15 protein-coding genes are annotated in these 16,968 nt (G+C 65.4%); 9 read left to right on the forward strand and 6 right to left on the reverse strand.

Annotated features, from left to right (window positions below):
• Positions 1 to 15: 15 nt before the first annotated feature.
• Genes VHC04_RS00435 through kdpF form a run of 4 tightly spaced genes read right to left on the reverse strand, consistent with a single transcriptional unit; the run spans position 16 to position 4,610 of the window.
• Complete coding sequence (locus tag VHC04_RS00435; protein WP_325676791.1) at positions 16 to 621, reverse strand: K(+)-transporting ATPase subunit C; 606 nt, start codon at positions 619 to 621, stop codon at positions 16 to 18.
• 36 nt (positions 622 to 657) lie between these two features.
• Complete coding sequence (gene kdpB, locus VHC04_RS00440) at positions 658 to 2,739, reverse strand: potassium-transporting ATPase subunit KdpB (RefSeq protein ID WP_325676793.1); 2,082 nt, start codon at positions 2,737 to 2,739, stop codon at positions 658 to 660.
• Between the two features lie 50 nt (positions 2,740 to 2,789).
• The gene (kdpA, locus tag VHC04_RS00445; protein ID WP_325676795.1) at positions 2,790 to 4,499 is read right to left on the reverse strand and encodes a potassium-transporting ATPase subunit KdpA; all 1,710 of its coding nucleotides are present in this window, start codon (positions 4,497 to 4,499) and stop codon (positions 2,790 to 2,792) included.
• Between the two features lie 21 nt (positions 4,500 to 4,520).
• Positions 4,521 to 4,610 (reverse strand): K(+)-transporting ATPase subunit F, encoded by a 90-nt coding sequence (gene kdpF, locus VHC04_RS00450; protein ID WP_325676797.1) that lies wholly within the window; start codon positions 4,608 to 4,610, stop codon positions 4,521 to 4,523.
• 291 nt (positions 4,611 to 4,901) lie between these two features.
• Here kdpF and VHC04_RS00455 point away from each other — a divergent pair, with 291 nt between their 5' ends.
• The 9 genes from VHC04_RS00455 to VHC04_RS00495 all read left to right on the forward strand — a co-directional run bounded on the left by VHC04_RS00455 (position 4,902) and on the right by VHC04_RS00495 (position 13,868).
• Positions 4,902 to 5,861, forward strand: a complete 960-nt coding sequence (locus VHC04_RS00455) for a glycosyltransferase (protein ID WP_325676799.1) — start codon at positions 4,902 to 4,904, stop codon at positions 5,859 to 5,861.
• Entirely contained in the window at positions 5,858 to 6,979 is a 1,122-nt protein-coding gene (locus tag VHC04_RS00460; protein WP_325676801.1) for a polysaccharide pyruvyl transferase family protein, read from the forward strand. The genes VHC04_RS00455 and VHC04_RS00460 overlap by 4 nt, the downstream gene beginning before the upstream one ends.
• A gap of 46 nt (positions 6,980 to 7,025) precedes the next feature.
• Entirely contained in the window at positions 7,026 to 8,705 is a 1,680-nt protein-coding gene (locus tag VHC04_RS00465) for a glycosyltransferase family protein (RefSeq protein WP_325676803.1), read from the forward strand.
• Between the two features lie 197 nt (positions 8,706 to 8,902).
• Positions 8,903 to 10,162: a thiolase C-terminal domain-containing protein gene (locus VHC04_RS00470; protein ID WP_325676805.1), complete on the forward strand. Its 1,260-nt coding sequence runs from the start codon at positions 8,903 to 8,905 to the stop codon at positions 10,160 to 10,162.
• A gap of 74 nt (positions 10,163 to 10,236) precedes the next feature.
• Positions 10,237 to 10,758: a Zn-ribbon domain-containing OB-fold protein gene (locus tag VHC04_RS00475; RefSeq protein WP_325676807.1), complete on the forward strand. Its 522-nt coding sequence runs from the start codon at positions 10,237 to 10,239 to the stop codon at positions 10,756 to 10,758.
• A gap of 14 nt (positions 10,759 to 10,772) precedes the next feature.
• On the forward strand, positions 10,773 to 10,955 hold the full coding sequence (locus VHC04_RS00480) for a hypothetical protein (RefSeq protein ID WP_325676810.1): 183 nt from the start codon (positions 10,773 to 10,775) through the stop codon (positions 10,953 to 10,955).
• A gap of 156 nt (positions 10,956 to 11,111) precedes the next feature.
• Positions 11,112 to 12,452: an ABC transporter substrate-binding protein gene (locus VHC04_RS00485; protein ID WP_325676812.1), complete on the forward strand. Its 1,341-nt coding sequence runs from the start codon at positions 11,112 to 11,114 to the stop codon at positions 12,450 to 12,452.
• Positions 12,453 to 12,796: 344 nt separating this feature from the next.
• Positions 12,797 to 13,579, forward strand: coding sequence for a glucose 1-dehydrogenase (locus VHC04_RS00490; RefSeq protein ID WP_325676814.1), 783 nt, complete (start codon positions 12,797 to 12,799; stop codon positions 13,577 to 13,579).
• A gap of 13 nt (positions 13,580 to 13,592) precedes the next feature.
• Positions 13,593 to 13,868: a DUF2442 domain-containing protein gene (locus VHC04_RS00495; protein ID WP_325676816.1), complete on the forward strand. Its 276-nt coding sequence runs from the start codon at positions 13,593 to 13,595 to the stop codon at positions 13,866 to 13,868.
• Between the two features lie 246 nt (positions 13,869 to 14,114).
• On the opposite strand, the gene VHC04_RS00500 is transcribed toward VHC04_RS00495, so the two are convergent.
• Together VHC04_RS00500 and VHC04_RS00505 are read right to left on the reverse strand one after the other, a co-directional pair.
• Entirely contained in the window at positions 14,115 to 15,776 is a 1,662-nt protein-coding gene (locus VHC04_RS00500; RefSeq protein WP_325676818.1) for an NAD(P)/FAD-dependent oxidoreductase, read from the reverse strand.
• Positions 15,777 to 15,791: 15 nt separating this feature from the next.
• The gene (locus tag VHC04_RS00505; protein WP_325676820.1) at positions 15,792 to 16,871 is read right to left on the reverse strand and encodes a branched-chain amino acid aminotransferase; all 1,080 of its coding nucleotides are present in this window, start codon (positions 16,869 to 16,871) and stop codon (positions 15,792 to 15,794) included.
• Between the last annotated feature and the right edge of the window lie 97 nt (positions 16,872 to 16,968).

Genomic DNA, 16,968 nt, shown 5'->3' on the forward strand with positions numbered 1-16,968 from the left:
TGTCTAGCACCCCGGTCAATGCCGCGACAGCGCGTCCAGCGCCCGGTTCAGTGCCAGGACATTCACATGCGGCTCGCCGAGGAGGCCGAGCAGGCGGCCGGTGGTGGTCCGTTCCACGAGCTGGCGGAGCTGGTCTTCCGGCAGGTTGCGCGCCCTTGCGACGCGGGGCACCTGGAACAAGGCGGCCGCGGGGGTAATGTCCGGGTCGAGCCCGCTGGCCGACGCCGTCACCAGGTCCATCGGCACGGGTGTGCCGGGGTTCTCGGCGGCCAGTTTCCGCGTGTCCCCGGTGATCCGGTCGATCAGCGCCTTCGCGGTCGGGCCGAGATTGGACCCGCCGGAGTTCGCCGCGTTGTATGGCGCCGGAATGGTCTTGCTGGCGTCGTTCGGATCGGTATCGGTGGTGGCCGACGGCCGTGCGTGGAACCATTCCGGTCCGGTGAAGGTCTGGCCGATCAGGGCGGAGCCGATCACCTTGCCGTCACGCACGATGAGGCTTCCGTTTGCCTGATAGGGAAAGACGAGCTGGGCGATCCCGGTCATCGCCAGAGGATAGGCAAGGCCGGTGAGCAGCGTCATGGCAATGATCATGACGATGGCCGGGCGGATGTGATGGATCATGTAAGGCGTGTCCTGTGAAAGCCGGTTGCCAGTGAGCTATACGAGCCCAAGCGCGGAGACACCCAGGTCGATCAGCTTGATCCCGATGAACGGGACGATCAGTCCGCCAACGCCATAGATCAGCAGATTGCGGCGCAGCAGCGCCGCTGCCCCGATCGCTCGGTATTCGATCCCCTTCAGCGCCAGCGGGATCAGAGCGACGATGATCAGCGCGTTGAAGATGATCGCTGACAGGATGGCGCTCTGCGGGCTGTGCAGGCGCATCACATTCAGTGCCTCCAGCTGCGGGTAGAAGGCAATGAACATCGCCGGGATCATCGCGAAGTATTTCGCCACGTCGTTGGCGATGGAAAACGTCGTCAGCGCGCCGCGGGTCATCAGCAGCTGCTTACCGATCTCGACGATCTCGATCAGCTTGGTCGGATCGCTATCCAGGTCGACCATGTTGCCGGCCTCGCGCGCCGCCACGGTGCCGGTGTTCATCGCCACGCCGACATCGGCCTGCGCGAGGGCCGGAGCGTCGTTGGTGCCGTCGCCGCACATCGCCACCAGCTTGCCCTGCGCCTGCTCATCGCGGATCAGTTGCAGCTTCGTTTCCGGCGTCGCCTGCGCCAGGAAGTCGTCCACGCCGGCCTCGGCCGCGATCGCCGCCGCGGTCAGCGGGTTGTCGCCCGTGATCATCACCGTCCGGATGCCCATCTTGCGCAGTTCCGCGAAGCGCTCGCGGATGCCGCCCTTCACGATGTCCTGCAGCTGGATCACGCCCAGCAGGCGCCCGTCCCTGGCCACCGCCAGAGGCGTGCCGCCGGCCTTGCCGATGCGTTCGGCGACGGCGGTAAGCTCCTGCACCGCGTCCTCGGATACGCCGGAGCGGATAAGGGTCGTGCCGTCCCCGGTTGCGCGTGGCGCGCGGACCCAGGCCAGCACCGCGTCCACCGCCCCTTTGCGGATCGATGAGCCGTCGAAGTCGATGCCCGACAGGCGGGTCTGTGCCGAAAAGGGAACGAAATGGGCACCCAGAGGCGCCATCTCGCGGCCGCGGATGTCGTATTTCTCCTTGGCCAATACGACGATCGACCGCCCTTCGGGCGTCTCATCGGGCAGCGATGACAGCTGTGCCGCATCGGCCAGCTCACGCGGGCTGACGCCGCTCAACGCCATGAACGCGGTCGCCTGTCGGTTGCCCAGGGTAATGGTGCCGGTCTTGTCCAGCAACAGCGTATCGACATCGCCCGCCGCCTCCACCGCGCGGCCCGACATCGCCAATACGTTGAAGCGGACGAGCCGGTCCATGCCGGCGATGCCGATGGCTGACAGCAGCGCGCCGATCGTGGTCGGTATCAGGGCGATGAACAGTGCAACCAGGATGACCACCGGCACTGCCCCACCAGCATAAGATGCAAAGCTGGGGATGGTCGCGACGGCGAAGACGAAGATGATCGTCAGGCCGGCCAGCAGGATGTTCAACGCAATCTCATTCGGCGTCTTCTGCCGCTCCGCCCCTTCCACCAGCGCAATCATCCGGTCCAGGAAGGTGTTGCCCTGCGCGGCGGTGATACGCACCTTGATCCAGTCCGACAGCACCCGGGTGCCGCCGGTCACGGCAGAACGGTCGCCACCGCTTTCGCGGATCACCGGCGCGGACTCACCCGTGATGGCGGATTCATCCACCGAGGCGATCCCCTCCGCCACCTCACCGTCGCTCGGGATCAGCTCACCGGCCTCGACCAGGACCATGTCCCCGGGTTTCAGGTCCGGTGCGGCAACTTCCTCGAACAACCCATCGACATTGAACGAGCCATCGCTTCCCTGCAGCAGGCGTTTTGCCGTCGTTTCGGTGCGCGCCCGCCGCAGGGTCGCCGCCTGCGCCTTGCCGCGTCCTTCGGCCACCGCCTCGGCAAAATTCGCGAACAGCACGGTGAACCATAGCCAGACGACGATCTGAATGGTGAAGCCCAGATGGGTGCCGCCGGCCAAGGCATCGCGGACACATAGCACGGCGGTCAGCGCGGCGACGATTTCCACCACGAACATGACCGGATTGCGGATCATCTGCCGTGGGTCCAGCTTGACGAAGGCCTGACCGATCGCCGGCATCAGGATCGCCGGGTCCAGCATGCTGGACCGAACGCTTCGCGAATGAGACTGTGTTGTCATTTCCAACGATCTCAGTAAGTGGTGCCGGCCAGCATCGCCAGATGCTCGACGATCGGTCCCAACGCCAGACCCGGCAGAAAGGTCAGGCCGCCGGTGATCAGGGTCACGCCCGCCGCCAGGCCGACAAACAGGCCGCCATCGGTCGGGAAGGTTCCAGCGGATACCGGAACGATCTTCTTCGCCGCCAGCGATCCTGCAATCGCCATCATCGGGACGATCATCATGAACCTGCCAATGAACATCGCCAGCGCCAGTGTCGTATTCCAGAACGGCACGTTGGCTGACAGGCCGGCAAAGGCGCTGCCGTTGTTGCCGGTGGCCGAGGTGTAGGCGTACAGCGCCTCGGAGAACCCGTGCGGGCCCGCGTTGGCCAGCGCGCCGGTCCCGACCGGCAGCACGACGGCCAGCGCGGTGAAGCCCAGGATCGACAATGGCAGCACCAGGATCGCCAGCATCGCCATCTTCACCTCCTTCGCCTCCAGCTTCTTGCCGAGGTATTCGGGGGTGCGGCCAACCATCAGGCCGGCAACGAACATCGCCAGGATGACGAACAGCAGCATGCCGTAGAGGCCGGAGCCGACGCCGCCAAAGATGATTTCACCCAGCATGATGTTGACCATCGGCACCATGCCACCCAGTGGCGTCAGGCTGTCGTGCATCGTGTTGACCGCGCCGCAGGACGCATCGGTGGTGACGGTGGCGAACAAGGCCGAGTTGACGATGCCGAACCGGACCTCCTTGCCTTCCATGTTGCCGGCGGCCTGATCCAGCGGCAGATGCGCCAGCAAGGGATTGCCAGCCGCCTCGGCGGTGTAGACGGTACCAGCGCCGATCAGGAACAGCAGGGCCATGACGGCGAAGATCGCCCAGCCCTGCCGCTGATTCCCCACCATGCGCCCAAACACGTTGGTCAGCGCGGCGCCGATCGAGAAGATCAACAGCATCTGCACCAGATCGGTCAGCGCCGTCGGGTTCTCATACGGATGGGCGGAGTTGGCGTTGAAGAAGCCGCCGCCGTTGGTGCCCAGCATCTTGATCACCTCCTGCGAGGCGACCGGTCCCTGGGCGATGAGTTGCCTGCCGCCTTCCAGCGTCGTGACCTGCGTATAGGCGGACAGGTTCTGCGGTACGCCCTGCCACACCATGAACACGGCGGCGACGATGCAGATCGGCAGCAACACGTATAGGGTGCCACGGGTCAGATCGACCCAGAAATTACCGACCGTCCGTGCCGACCGGCGCGCGAAACCGCGGATCAGCGCCAGCGCCAGGGCAATGCCGGTGGCGGCGCTGACGAAGTTGTGCACCGTCAGGCCCGCCATCTGCACCAGATAGCCGAAGGTTGCTTCCGGCACATAGGATTGCCAGTTCGTGTTCGTCACGAAGCTGACCGAGGTATTGAACGCGAGGTCTGGCGACACCGCCTCCATTCCCTGCGGGTTCAGCGGCAGAATGCCTTGCAGGCGCTGCAGCGCGTACAGCACCACGAAGCCGGCGAAGCTGAACGCGAGCATGGCGACGGTATAGCCGATCCAATGCTGTTCCTCGGTCTCATCCACGCCCGCCAGCCGATAGAAACACCGTTCCAGCGGTCGCAGCACCGGCGACAGCACGGTCCGTTCGCCGTTGAAGACGCGTGTCATGTAGCCGCCAAGCGGCCTGGTGATCAGGAGCAGCAGCAGGCAGAACAATGCGATCTGCAGCCAGCCATTCAAGGTCATGGCAATAAGCTCCGCGGCTGGTCAGAAGCGTTCCGGGCGGATCAGCGCGAAGATCAGGTAGCCCAGCACGAACAGGGCCACCGCGCCGCCAAGGAGGTAATCCAGGGCCATGGGACGCCCCTACAGGACGTCACAGGCATGGGCATAGCCCACGCAAAGAAGAAGAAAGACCGCCCCAAGGGCCAGGTAGAGAAGATCCGACATCGCCATGTACTCCATGCCAGGGCAGGCAGAATCCGCCCGTCGGTCCCTGGATTAGGGTCATGTGCGGTTAAGGATCGATGGCACACGACGGGGTGCGGTATAGTCATTTCATATATGTCAACTGTACCGCACCGGGACACGCGAAGAACATGCTGCCGTTAACGGCTCGTTAGCAGTTTGCAGCCTAGGGTGGCGGCCATGGACCTCACCGTCTGCATCTGCACCCATAACCGGCCGGGCTATGTGCGCGATTGCCTGGCGGGGTTGCGAGCCCAGACACTGCCGCGCTCCGCCTTGTCCCTGGTGCTGGTGGACAGCGCTTCCAACCCCCCCGCCGCCGCCGAGCTTCGAGCCCTGGCGGCGGAGAACGGCGCCCGGCTGATCCGCCTGGACCGCCCGGGCGTCAGCCTGGCGCGCAACGCCGGCGCCTGGGCGGCGCGGAGCCGCTACATCGCCTATCTCGACGATGATGCCATTCCGGCACCCGATTGGGCGGAGGCCATCCTGGCTTCGATCGCCCGACCCGGGCGTCCGCCGGCGGCGATCGGCGGCCGCATCCTGCCGAAGTGGGAGGCTCCCTTGCCCGATTGGTGGCCTGCCTCCTTGCGCGGCGTCTTGTCGATCATCGAGCATGAGGGGGAGGGCGAGTATCGGACCGCGGATCTGCCCGGCGGGTTGGAACCTTATGCCGCCAACCTCGTCCTGCATGTCGCCTCGCTGATCGCCATCGGCGGGTTTGGCACCACACATGGCCGCTTCGGCACCTCGCTGCTGTCGGATGAGGAAGTGCAAGTCGTCTGGCGCCTGCAGGATGCCGGCCACTCGGTCCGTTATGACTCTCGCATCGTGGTCCATCACCAGATCCAGGCGCGGCGCCTGGAGCCATCCTGGCTGCTGACGCGTCTCTACTGGCAAGGCACCTCGACGGTGCTGACGCGGCGCCTGCTGCGCAACCCGCGCAGCGTATGGCAAGAGCTGCCGCGCCGGCTGGCGGTTGCCGTGCTGCTGGGACCCCTGATCCTGGTGCCACGCCAGTCAGCCTTCCTGATCGAAGGCCGCTGGCGGGCCGCCTATGCAGCCGGCTTCATTCGCGCCGCCCTCGGCCCGCATGTGGGGAAGGCGATGATGCGCCGGACATCACTGGCGGCCGCCGCATGATTTTGTATCACTGGCGAGGCCACGCACCGAATTTCGGCGACGAGCTCAACACGCTGTTATGGCCCGCCCTGCTGCCGGACTTCTTCGACGGCGAGCCGGCGACCCGGCTGCTGGGCATCGGCTCGGTCCTGGACAGCCGGCATCCGCCGCAGGCAACCAAGGTGGTGGCCGGCGCCGGTTACGCCGGCTATGAGCGAAAGCCGCTACTGGACGAATCCTGGATCATCCATTGGGTGCGAGGGCCGCTAACCGCGGCGGTATTGGGTCTGCCGGCAGACCTCGCGCTGGGGGACCCGGCGATGCTGCTGCCCCTCGCCATGCCCTGCCCCGTCCCCCGATACTCCGTCCCCCAACACTCAGTCCCGCGGCGCCCGGTGGTCCGGCGGCTCCCTGATGTATCATTCCCCGCCGCGTCATTCCCCACCGCGCCATTCCCTGGCGGGCCATTCCCTGGCGGGCCATTCCCTGGCGGGCCAGTCGCCGGCGCGCAACCGGCCGTCGGCTTCATGCCGCATTTCGAAAGCCTGCAGCGCGGCCCCTGGGATCGGGCCGCCGGGATGGCGGGGGTGACCCTGATCGATCCCCGCGAGCCGCCGCAGGCGGTGATGGCCGCCATCGCCCGCTGCGACGTACTGCTGAGTGAATCGCTGCACGGCGCCATCATCGCCGACGCGCTGCGCATACCTTGGGTGCCGCTGCGCCCGCTGGCCGCGATCCATCGGGACAAGTGGCATGATTGGGCGGCGACCCTGGACGTCACGCTGCGATCGGAGCACCTGCCGGCAACCTGCGGAGCGGAATGGCTGACGGTCCGGGGGTTTTGCCAGCGCCACCGCATACGCCGCCTGCTGTCGCGGCACCGGGACGAGCTGAATGGCTTGTGGCCGAACCGATTTCTCGACATGGCCGCCCAGGCGCTGCAGCGCGCCGCCACGGCGGAAGCGCACCTGTCGTCCGACACGGCGCTGGACCGAGCCCAGAGCCGTATGCTGGACGCGGTGACACGGCTCCGGTGCGACCCGATGCGGCGCGCGCATCGGCGGTCTTCCGTCTCCGTGGCCGGAACAGGCTTGCATCGATTGAACAAATCCGAATACCAACTCCGGCCTGTCGGTTGAGCGTTCACAGGCTCTGACGTCGCACTTTGCGGGAACCTGTCCGCCCATGCCTCAAACTGCCGATCCGGAACTCTTGCGGCGGATTCCCCTGTCCGCGCGAACCGTTCTCATGATCGACTGCCCCGACGGTGCCCTGGCGATGGCATACCGGCGGATGAACCCGCGGGCGCGATTGCTGGCGCTGGTGTCCGATCCGGCCACGATCCCGGCCCTGGAGGCCGATTTCGACGCGGTCGCGGTCGATGGTGGACCGCATGCGCTGCCGCTGGACGACGCTGATGGCCGGATCGACTGCATTGTCTATGACCGCGCGCTGGAGCGGTCGGCCGAGCCATTCGTCCGGCTGCGCCGGCATATGTCCGCCCTCGCCACCGACGGCATGATGCTGATCAAGGTCCCCAACGCCGAGTATTGGCGCCTGACGCGGCGCCTGCTGCGGGGCGCGGATGCGGACGAGGCAGATCTGATGGTGCCCGCCGTGCCGCCGGTCTTTTCCCTCGACGGGCTGCGGCAAGGCCTGCTGGACATCGGGTTGGCCCTTTGCGACGTCACGCTGGAGGAACCGGCCAAGCATGAGGCCGAGGCCTTCGTCACGGCCATGACGCCCGCTTTGGCGGCGCTGGGCGTGGACCCGGACGATTACGCAAGACGCGCCTGTGCCTCGCATCATGTCTGGCGCGTTCGTAAGACGGATGGGGAGCGTCTGATCGTCTCGGGCAGCATGCTGGAACCGGTGGGTGGCGTATCCCATGTCCGCGTGGTGCATCCCCTGGCCGCGATCGGTTCCGATCCGCTGGCCACCGTCCGGGTGACGGAACACATGACCGCCCAGCCGCCGCCGGATGACACGCCGCGCATCTTCGTCCTGCACCGTCCGGCGCTGGCCGCGCAGCGCGGACATGCGCTGATTCGGGCATTGCGGACATCGGGCTATCTGGTGATCACCGAGTTCGATGACCATCCGGATTATTTCAACATGATGCGCATGGGCGGCGACCTGACGTTTCGCGGGGTGCACGCCTTGCAGACCAGCACGCCGACCCTGGCCACCGTCCTGCGCCGCTACAACCCCGAGATCGCAATCTTTCCCAACGCGGTGGCGACGCTGCCTCCCATCCATAATTTTCATGATCCGGACAGCATGACATTGTTCTTCGGTGCGCTGAACCGCGAGCAGTGCTGGCAGCCGCTGATGGACGTGATCAACACGGTCGCCCGGATGTTCGGCCGGCGCCTGCGGTTCCAGGTGGTCCACGACCGCCACTTCTTCGAGGCGCTCGACACCCCGCACAAGGCGTTCACCCCGACCTGCGACTATGAGACCTATCTGCATCTGCTGGGCACGTCGGAGATCTGCTTCATGCCCCTGGCCGACACGCCGTTCAACCGCGCCAAGTCGGACCTGAAATTCATCGAATGCGGCGCCTGCCGGGCGACCGCGCTGGCCAGCACCGTGGTGTACAGCGACAGCATCCAGCATGGACGGACCGGCCTGCTGTTCCGTGATCCGAGTGAACTCTACCAGAACCTGCGGCGCCTGCTGGACGATCCGAATGCCGCCAGGGCGATGGGGGACGCTGCGCGCCACTATGTCGAGACGGAGCGGATGCTCGCCTATCAGGTCGAGCCGCGGATCGCCTGGTATCGCTCCTTATGGCAGCGGCGGGCGGAGCTGGATGCGGCGCTGGATGCAAGGCTGGCCGCGGACGTTGCCAACGCGGCCTGACCGGCACGAAGGTGGTACCGGCACGAAGGCAGTGCCGGCAGGAAGGCAGTGCCGGCACGAAGGCGGCGCCCTCGTCTGGCCAGCATCGTGCGGAAAGCGTGGCATCATCGGGAAAACAGGCACCGGAGGTCGCACCGGTTGACTGGTGTGGCCGAAGCGCTCACGCTTCCGGTCAACCAGAAGGGGGAGGACGCGTCATGCCGTTGCCGGCCGACACCGATGTCTCGACGCCGAAATACCTGCGCGACAAATATGCGATCGTGGGCGTGGGCGAGACCACCTATACGCGCGGATCGGACAAGACGACGCGGGCGCTGGGCACCTGGGCGCTGCGTAACGCGATCGCCGATGCCGGGCTGAAGCCGTCCGACATCGACGGCATGCTGTCCTACTCCAACAATGACAGCACGCCCTCCACTTTCATGGCCGGCGACATCGGTGCCCGCCTGAACTTCTTCATGGACTGCTATGGCGGCGGCTCCTCGACCGAGGCGCTGATCGGCATCGCCATCGGCGTGATGGAGGCCGGCCTGTGCAACTGCGTGGCGATCTTCCGCGCGATGAACGGCTTTTCGCAGGTGCGCATCGGCGGCACCGGCGCGCGGTCGGCGGCGCCCGTCAATGGCGAGGCATTGCACAACCGCGCCTATGGCTGGCAGAGCGCCGGACAGATGTTCGCGCCGTCCTTCATGCGCCACATGCACGTGTATGGAACGAAGCCTGAGCAGCTGGCCATGGTGAAGGTGGTCCATTCGGAGCATGCGTCCAACAACCCGAAGGCCTATTACAAGAAGCGCTACACGGTGGATGACGTGCTGAACAGCCGCATCATCTGCAAGCCGCTGCACCTGCTGGATTGCTGTGTGGAGACCGACAATGCGACCGCGATCATCGTAACCCGGGCGGACCGCGCGAAGGATATGCGGCATACGCCGGCGCTGATCCGCGGTGTCGTCGGACGGTGCAGCAAGCCGCGCATGGACATGCACTACCAGCATGGCCCGATCGAGCGCGTTGGCGGCTACTACGCCAAGGAGATCCTGTGGCCGAACGCCGGCGTCGGCCCCGAGGACGTGGACGCGACCGGCGCCTATGACGCGTTCACCTTCACGTCGATGCTGCAACTGGAGGATTACGGCTTCTGCAAGAAAGGCGAGGGCGGGGAGTATGTATCCTCGGGCATCACGCGCCTGGGGGGCAAGCGGCCGAACAACACCTCTGGCGGGCATCTGTGCGAAGGTTACACGCACGGCATGAACATGGTGATCGAGAATGTCCGGCAACTGCGCCATGACGTGGACGATTCCTGCCCGATGGGACCGGACGGCAAGCGCATGCACACGCACGACTACCGCGAGGGCGGCTGCCGCCAGGTGAAGGACATCGAGGTCACCGCCAACCTGGGCTGGGCCAACCCGATGACCACCTCGGCGATGGTCATGCGGCGCGGCGTGTAACGCGGGGCCGCCGCGGGCGCGGGGCGCCGGCGACGCGGACCAGGCGTTGAGCAACTGAGTGGAGGGAACGGGCAATGACCGTCCAGGGCAACTATCTGGGAATGAACCTGACGCTCGATGATCTCGACCACGAGAACATCGACTATTTCCAACATTGCGCCGCGCACGACTTCCATCTGCAGAAATGCGACGATTGCGGCCTGCTGCGCTATCCGCCGACCACCGGCTGCCCATGGTGCGCCAGCCCGAAAGCGACATGGACGGCGGTCGAGGGCAAAGGCGCGGTGCATTCCTATGCCGAGGTGCATCACGCCATTCAGCCCGCCTTCAAGGGCAAGACACCCTATATGATCCTGGTGGTCGACCTGGATACGCAGAAGGGCCAGCCGACGCCGGACGAGGCGCTGCGCGTGGTCGGCAATCTGGCGACGCCGGACGGACAGCTTGCCCCGCCCGAGATGGTGAAGAAGGTCGGCATCGGTACACGGCTGCGCATGGTGTTCTCCGATGTCGCGCCGGGCCTGGCGCTGCCGCAATGGACGATCGATGAGACCGCCGCCCAGCCGTCCGACCCCTGGCGTTACCCGCAGGAATAGCCGACAACGCGGACGTGCTGCTGGATCACGTCTCATCTGAAACCATACGGGCCGCCCAGATCGTCACCGGCACGACGATGGCGGCCTTCCTGTTAAGCCCCCGGCTGTTCCCGCGTCATGCCCGCCAGGTCCGGCTGGGCATCGCCACGCTGTATTTCGCCGCGGTGGCCAGCTTCATCATCCTTCAGCTTTTATAGATCAAATGTCATTTCTGAAGCAGATGTCACCACACGGCATCAGGACAGATATTGTGCCAGCCTGACATTCTGCATTAGCCTGCTGACAACAAGGCGTTCCTGACAGTCCGCATCGCGCGGCTGGCTGAGAAACAACCACTGGAGGCTCATACGACCATGAAATCGACGAGACTGTCGCGCCGGACCGCGTTGAAAATCGGCGCTGCCGCCACGGCCCTGCCGCTGGTGCATATCCGCACCGGCCGGGCGGCGGGGAAGGTATCGGTGGGATTCTGGGATCATTGGGTGCCGGCAGGCAACGACGCGTTGCGCAAGCAGTGCGAGGCGTTTTCCAAGGCCAATCAGGTTGAGGTACAGATCGATTTCATCACGTCCAATGGCGGCAAGAACATCCTGACACAGGCCGCCGAGGCACAGGCACGCACCGGCCATGACATCCAGCAATTTCCCGGCTGGGAAGTACAGAACCACGCCGATCAGCTCGAACCGATCGATGACGTGATGAACCGGCTGCTCGCGAAATACGGGCCGGTTGCCGATATCAGCAAGTATCTGTTCACCGCCAAGGGCAAGTGGCTCGCTGTCCCGTTCAGCTCCGGCAATCAGAACAAGGGACCGTGCGGCCGCATCTCCGTGTTGAAGGAAGCCGCCGGCCTGGACGTCGTGAAGATGTATCCGCCATCCGCGCCGGCGGCCGCCGAGGCGGACAACTGGACCTACGATACGATGCTGAAGGCCGCCGAGGCCTGCAAGAAAGCCAACATGACTTTCGGGATCGGCCTGGGCACGACACCGGACTCGGTGGACACCGCCGGGTCCATGTTCGCCGCCTTCGGCGCCGAGGTGGTCAGTGCCGAGGGCCAGGTCACCGTTGATTCCGACGCGGTGCGGCAAGTGCTGGAATATGCTCAGCAACTGGTGAAATACCTGCCGGATGATGCCGTCAGCTATGACGACGCATCGAACAACCGCGCGCTGATCGCCGGCAAGAGCGCGCTGATCTGGAACCCGCCTTCGGCCTGGGCGGTCGCCAAGCGCGACGCGCCGGACGTGGCGAAGGATTGCTGGACCTTCCCGGCGCCCAAGGGACCAAAGGGACGGTTCCTGCCGATCGGCGCGTTTTCCCTGGGAATCTGGGGTTTCAGCCCGAACAAGACCGCGGCGAAGGAGCTGATCGAATATCTGTGCCAACGGGAGTATGTCGAGGAGCGTTGCAACGCGAGCTCCGGCTATGACGTGCCGCCCTTCGCCAGTATGTCCGACTTCAAGATCTGGCAGGAGGTCGAGCCGCCGAAGGGCACGGTCTACCACTACCCGATCCGCGAGTCGCATCATCAGAAGAACTGGATCGCCGTCGCGCCCGCACCACCGGAAATCGCCGTGCAGATCTACAACCGCGGCACGCTGCCGACCATGCTGGCAAAGCTCAAGAGCGGCCAGTCGGTGAAGGACGTGCAGAACTGGGCCGCCGACGAACTGGCCGGGTTCGTACGATAGGCGGTCAGCCGGAACCTCCGGCACGCGCGGCACGCGGGGACGGTTTGGCATCGTCCCCGCCCCTTCCCCAAACTGCGCCGCTCCGGTGACCGGAGCGGATCGTTAAGCGGTGGGCATGGGACGGTTGCCCCAGTAATAAGGCGGGAGAGGTTAACGGGCAGGCCGAGACGCCGAAATCCCAGGGATTCCCGGACGCTGTCCGGGTTCCTTCCGCTTTGAGCAATCCCGACACGGAGGTCATGGAGAGTATGAGGTCATGGTGAGAGTATACGGGGGTCACGGAAGGCCCTTGGAAGCATCATGGCTTGATGCGATGAACGGGCCACAACGACAGGGGTAAACCAATGGGCTTGCTAGATGGCCGGGTCGGCATCATTACCGGGGCCGCGATGGGAATCGGCGCTGCCACCGCGCGGACACTGGCGAAGGAAGGTGCCCGGCTGGTGCTGACCGACCTGGACGACAAGGCCGGAGCGGCGGTTGCCGAGGAAGTGGGCGGCATCTACCTGCACCATGACGTCACCGACGAGGACACCTGGCCGTCCGTCGCCGCCGCCGCCGAAAAGCTCGGACGGCTCGACATCGTCGTGGCAAATGCCGGTATCGGCATCATGGGCAACGCCATCGACATGTCGCTGAAGGACTGGCGCCGCCAGATGGCAATCAATGTCGATGGCGTTTTCCTTACGGTAAAGTATTGTATCCCCGTGATGCGCCGTTTCGGCCATGGCGGGTCGATCATCATGCTGTCGTCAGTCGCCGGCCTGCGCGGATCGGCCGGCCTGGCAGGCTATAGCGCGACCAAGGGCGCGGTACGACTGTTCGCCAAGTCGATGGCCCTGGAATGCGCGCAGGCACATGACGGCATCCGAGTGAACTCGGTCCATCCGGGCATCATTGCAACCCCGATCTGGACGAAGATTCCCGTCGGCCAGAACCGGCCGATCGACCCCTATGCCATGGCGCCGGCAAGCGTGCCGATGGGCAAGGCCGGCGAACCCGAGGAGATCGCCAATGGCATCCTGTTCCTGGCCTCCGACCTGTCCAGCCACATGACCGGGTCCGAACTCGTCATCGATGGCGGGATGACCGCCGGTCGCATTACGCGTTTGGGCAGCCAGGATTAAAAGTCCCGGGCGCGTGCTGTACGGTATCACAAGCGCCGTCGCGCAATCCGACCATACGGTGACCATTACCTGGTCGGACGGGTTGCGCGGCACGGTGGATTTCCTGCCGGTGATCGATCGCGGCGGCTGGTTCACACCGCTGCGGGATGGCGACTATTTCGTCGCCACGATGCGCGTTCTGGATGGCGGCGCCGGCCTCACCTGGCCCGAGGAAATCGACTATTCGACCGATTTCCTGCGCAAGCTGGCATTTCCGAACGGCTTGCCGGACGGCGACGCGCCGTCATGACGACCCACGATCGAGCTGTCCCGCCGGTCTCATTTCATGCGGCGCAAGGGACTCGTCGCGCCCTTTCGTGATGGCGTGCGCAGACCCGTCATTCACGGCCTTCCATCGAAAATCCCACCCTGCAACCGCGCCTCAAGGCAAAGCCATGGCTGGCGGGACTTCGCTTGCCATGACGGGAAGCAACGGCGGACCGGGTCAACACCCATGCCGGCTGGAATCAACTGCCAGGCGATGCGCCATCCGCATCTACCCATAAACGCCGCCCGGCGTTGCCTCGGTCCGCGTCATCGGTTCCGGCAGGGGCGTGCCGGTCAGCGCCGCGGCCACCGCCTCTGCCGCGCGAATGCCATCCACGCCCGCGGACAGAATTCCGCCGGCGTACCCCGCTCCTTCCCCCGCCGGAAACAGTCCGATCGTGTTGACACTTTGTCCATCGGCGCCACGGCGGATGCGGATGGGCGAGGAAGTGCGCGTCTCCACCCCCGTCATGACGGCGTCGTCCATGGCAAAGCCAGGAATGTTCCGCCCAAAGGCGGCCAGGGCCTGCCGCATCGCCGCAACGGCGAAGTCCGGCAGGCAGGCGGCCAGATCGGCCGGGCGCACGCCGGGCCGATAGGAAGGCACGACGGAACCCAGCCCTGTCGACGCCCGAGCGGCCAGGAAGTCGCCAAGGCGCTGGGCCGGCGCGTCATAGGTGCCGCCGCCCGCGGCGAAGGCCCGCCGCTCCCACATGCGCTGGAATGCAACCCCACCCAACGGATTTCCCGGATGATCCATCACCGGAAAATCCGCCGGTGTGACCCCCACCACGATCCCGGCATTGGCGTTGAACTCGGCGCGGGAATACTGGCTCATGCCATTGGTGACGACGCAGCCTTCCTCGGATGTCGCCGCGACCACACGTCCGCCCGGACACATGCAGAAGCTATAGACCGATCGGCCGTTGCCGGCGTGGTGGACCAGCTTGTAGTCCGCCGCGCCCAGCGTCCGGTTGCCGGCCGCGCGGCCGAAACGTGCCTTGTCGATCAGCGATTGCGGATGCTCGATCCGTACCCCGATCGAGAACGGTTTTGCCTCGATCGCCACCCCGCGCTGATGCAGCATGGTGAAACTGTCGCGCGCACTATGCCCGATCGCCAGCACCGCCGCGTCGGTGGCCACCTCGGATCCGTCCGCCAGCACCACCGCGCGCAGCCGGCGGTCATGATCCAGCACGATGTCATCGACGCGGGAGCCGAACCGGTATTCGCCGCCAAGCGCCTCGATCCGAGCACGGATACCCTCCACGACCGTGACGAGGCGGAACGTGCCGATATGCGGCTTGCTGACCCACAGGATCTCTTCGGGTGCGCCGGCCGCGACGAAAACCTCCAGCACCCGCCGGCCAAGATGGCGATTGTCCTTGATGCCGGAATACAGCTTTCCGTCGGAGAAAGTGCCTGCCCCGCCCTCGCCGAACTGCACGTTGCTTTCCGTGTTCAGCACCCGGCGGCGCCACAGGGCCCAGGTGTCGCGTGTCCGCTCTCGCACGAGCTTGCCGCGTTCCAGGATGATCGGACGGAATCCCATTTCGGCCAGCGTCAGCGCCGCGAGCAGCCCGCACGGTCCGGTGCCGATCACCACTGGGCGCACGCGCGGGTCGGTCACGTGCGTGGGGAACCGGTACGCGGTGTCGGGGGCGAGGCGTAGACCGGGATGGCGCATCCGCGCAGCCGCCTCATCGCGGACGGCGACGTCCAGCGAATAGACCAGGACAATGGCCGACCGCCGCCGCGCATCGTAGCCCCGGCGGGCAATGCGGATATCCAGGATATCCGCCGGCGGTACATCCAGGCGTTCCAGAACCGCTTGCTGCAATGCCTCGGGCTGATGGTCCAGCGGTAGCCGGACCTCGGTCAGACGCAGCACGCCGACCCGCCCAGATCAGCCTTCGCGACGATTGCCCAGGGTCGTGGTCCAGCCGAACTTGTCCGGCAGGGTGCCGTATTGGATGCCGACGATGGTGTCATACAGCTTCTGTGTCAGCGCGCCGGTCCGGCCGCCATTGATGACATAGCGTTCGCCTTTATAGCCCAGTTCACCCACCGGGGAGATCACGGCGGCAGTGCCGGTACCCCACATCTCCAGGTCTTCGGCCTTGGCGGCGGCAATCACCTCATCGATGGAGACCGGCCGTTCCGACACGCGCAACCCCCAGTCGCGAAGCAATGTCAGCGTGGAATCGCGGGTGATGCCGGCCAGGATGGAGCCGTTCAACGGCGGGGTAATCACCTCATCGCCGATCTTCAGCATGATGTTCATCGTGCCGACCTCATCCAGGTATTTATGGTGGACGCCATCCAGCCACAGCACCTGGGTATAGCCTTCCTTCGCGGCCTGCTCCGCCCCGAACAACGAGGCGGCATAGTTGCCCGCCGTCTTCGCCGCGCCCATGCCACCCTGCACGGCCCGGACATATTTGTCGGTCGCCAGGATGCGAACCGGGTTCATGCCTTCCTTGTAGTACGCGCCGACCGGACCAACGATGACGTAGTACAGATAAGAGTGCGACGGGTGCACGCCCAGGAACGTCTCGGTCGCGATCACGGTCGGGCGGATATACAGGGCGGTGCCCGGCTTGGACGGCACCCAGTTCTGATCCACCTCCACCAGCTTGCGGATCGACTCCTCGATCATCTCCGGATCGATTTCCGGAATGCACAGATAGTGGCCGGAACGGTTCACCCGCCGCGCATGATCGCGCAGCCGAAAGAGGCGGATCTGCCCATCCGCGCCACGAAAGGCCTTCAGCCCGTCGAAGATCGCCTGACCGTAGTGCAGGACACAGCAGGCCGGATCCAGCGTGAACGGGCCGTACGGCACGATGCGCGGATCGTGCCAACCCTGGCCTTCATCATAGTTCAACAGGAACATGTGATCGGTGAAGACCTTCCCGAAGGCCAGCGAATCGTCCGCCGGCGGCGTCTTCGGGTGGGCAGTCCGGGTGATCGCAATGTCTGGCACGTGTGTCCCTGTCGTCAGGAAAGGAATGGGGTCTGTCGGCGGCAAACTACGATATCATGACAATCTAGGCCAATCCCGGCGGCGCGCGTGAGCCCTG

This window comes from Rhodopila sp. (assembly GCF_035548095.1).
Lineage (GTDB): Bacteria > Pseudomonadota > Alphaproteobacteria > Acetobacterales > Acetobacteraceae > Rhodopila.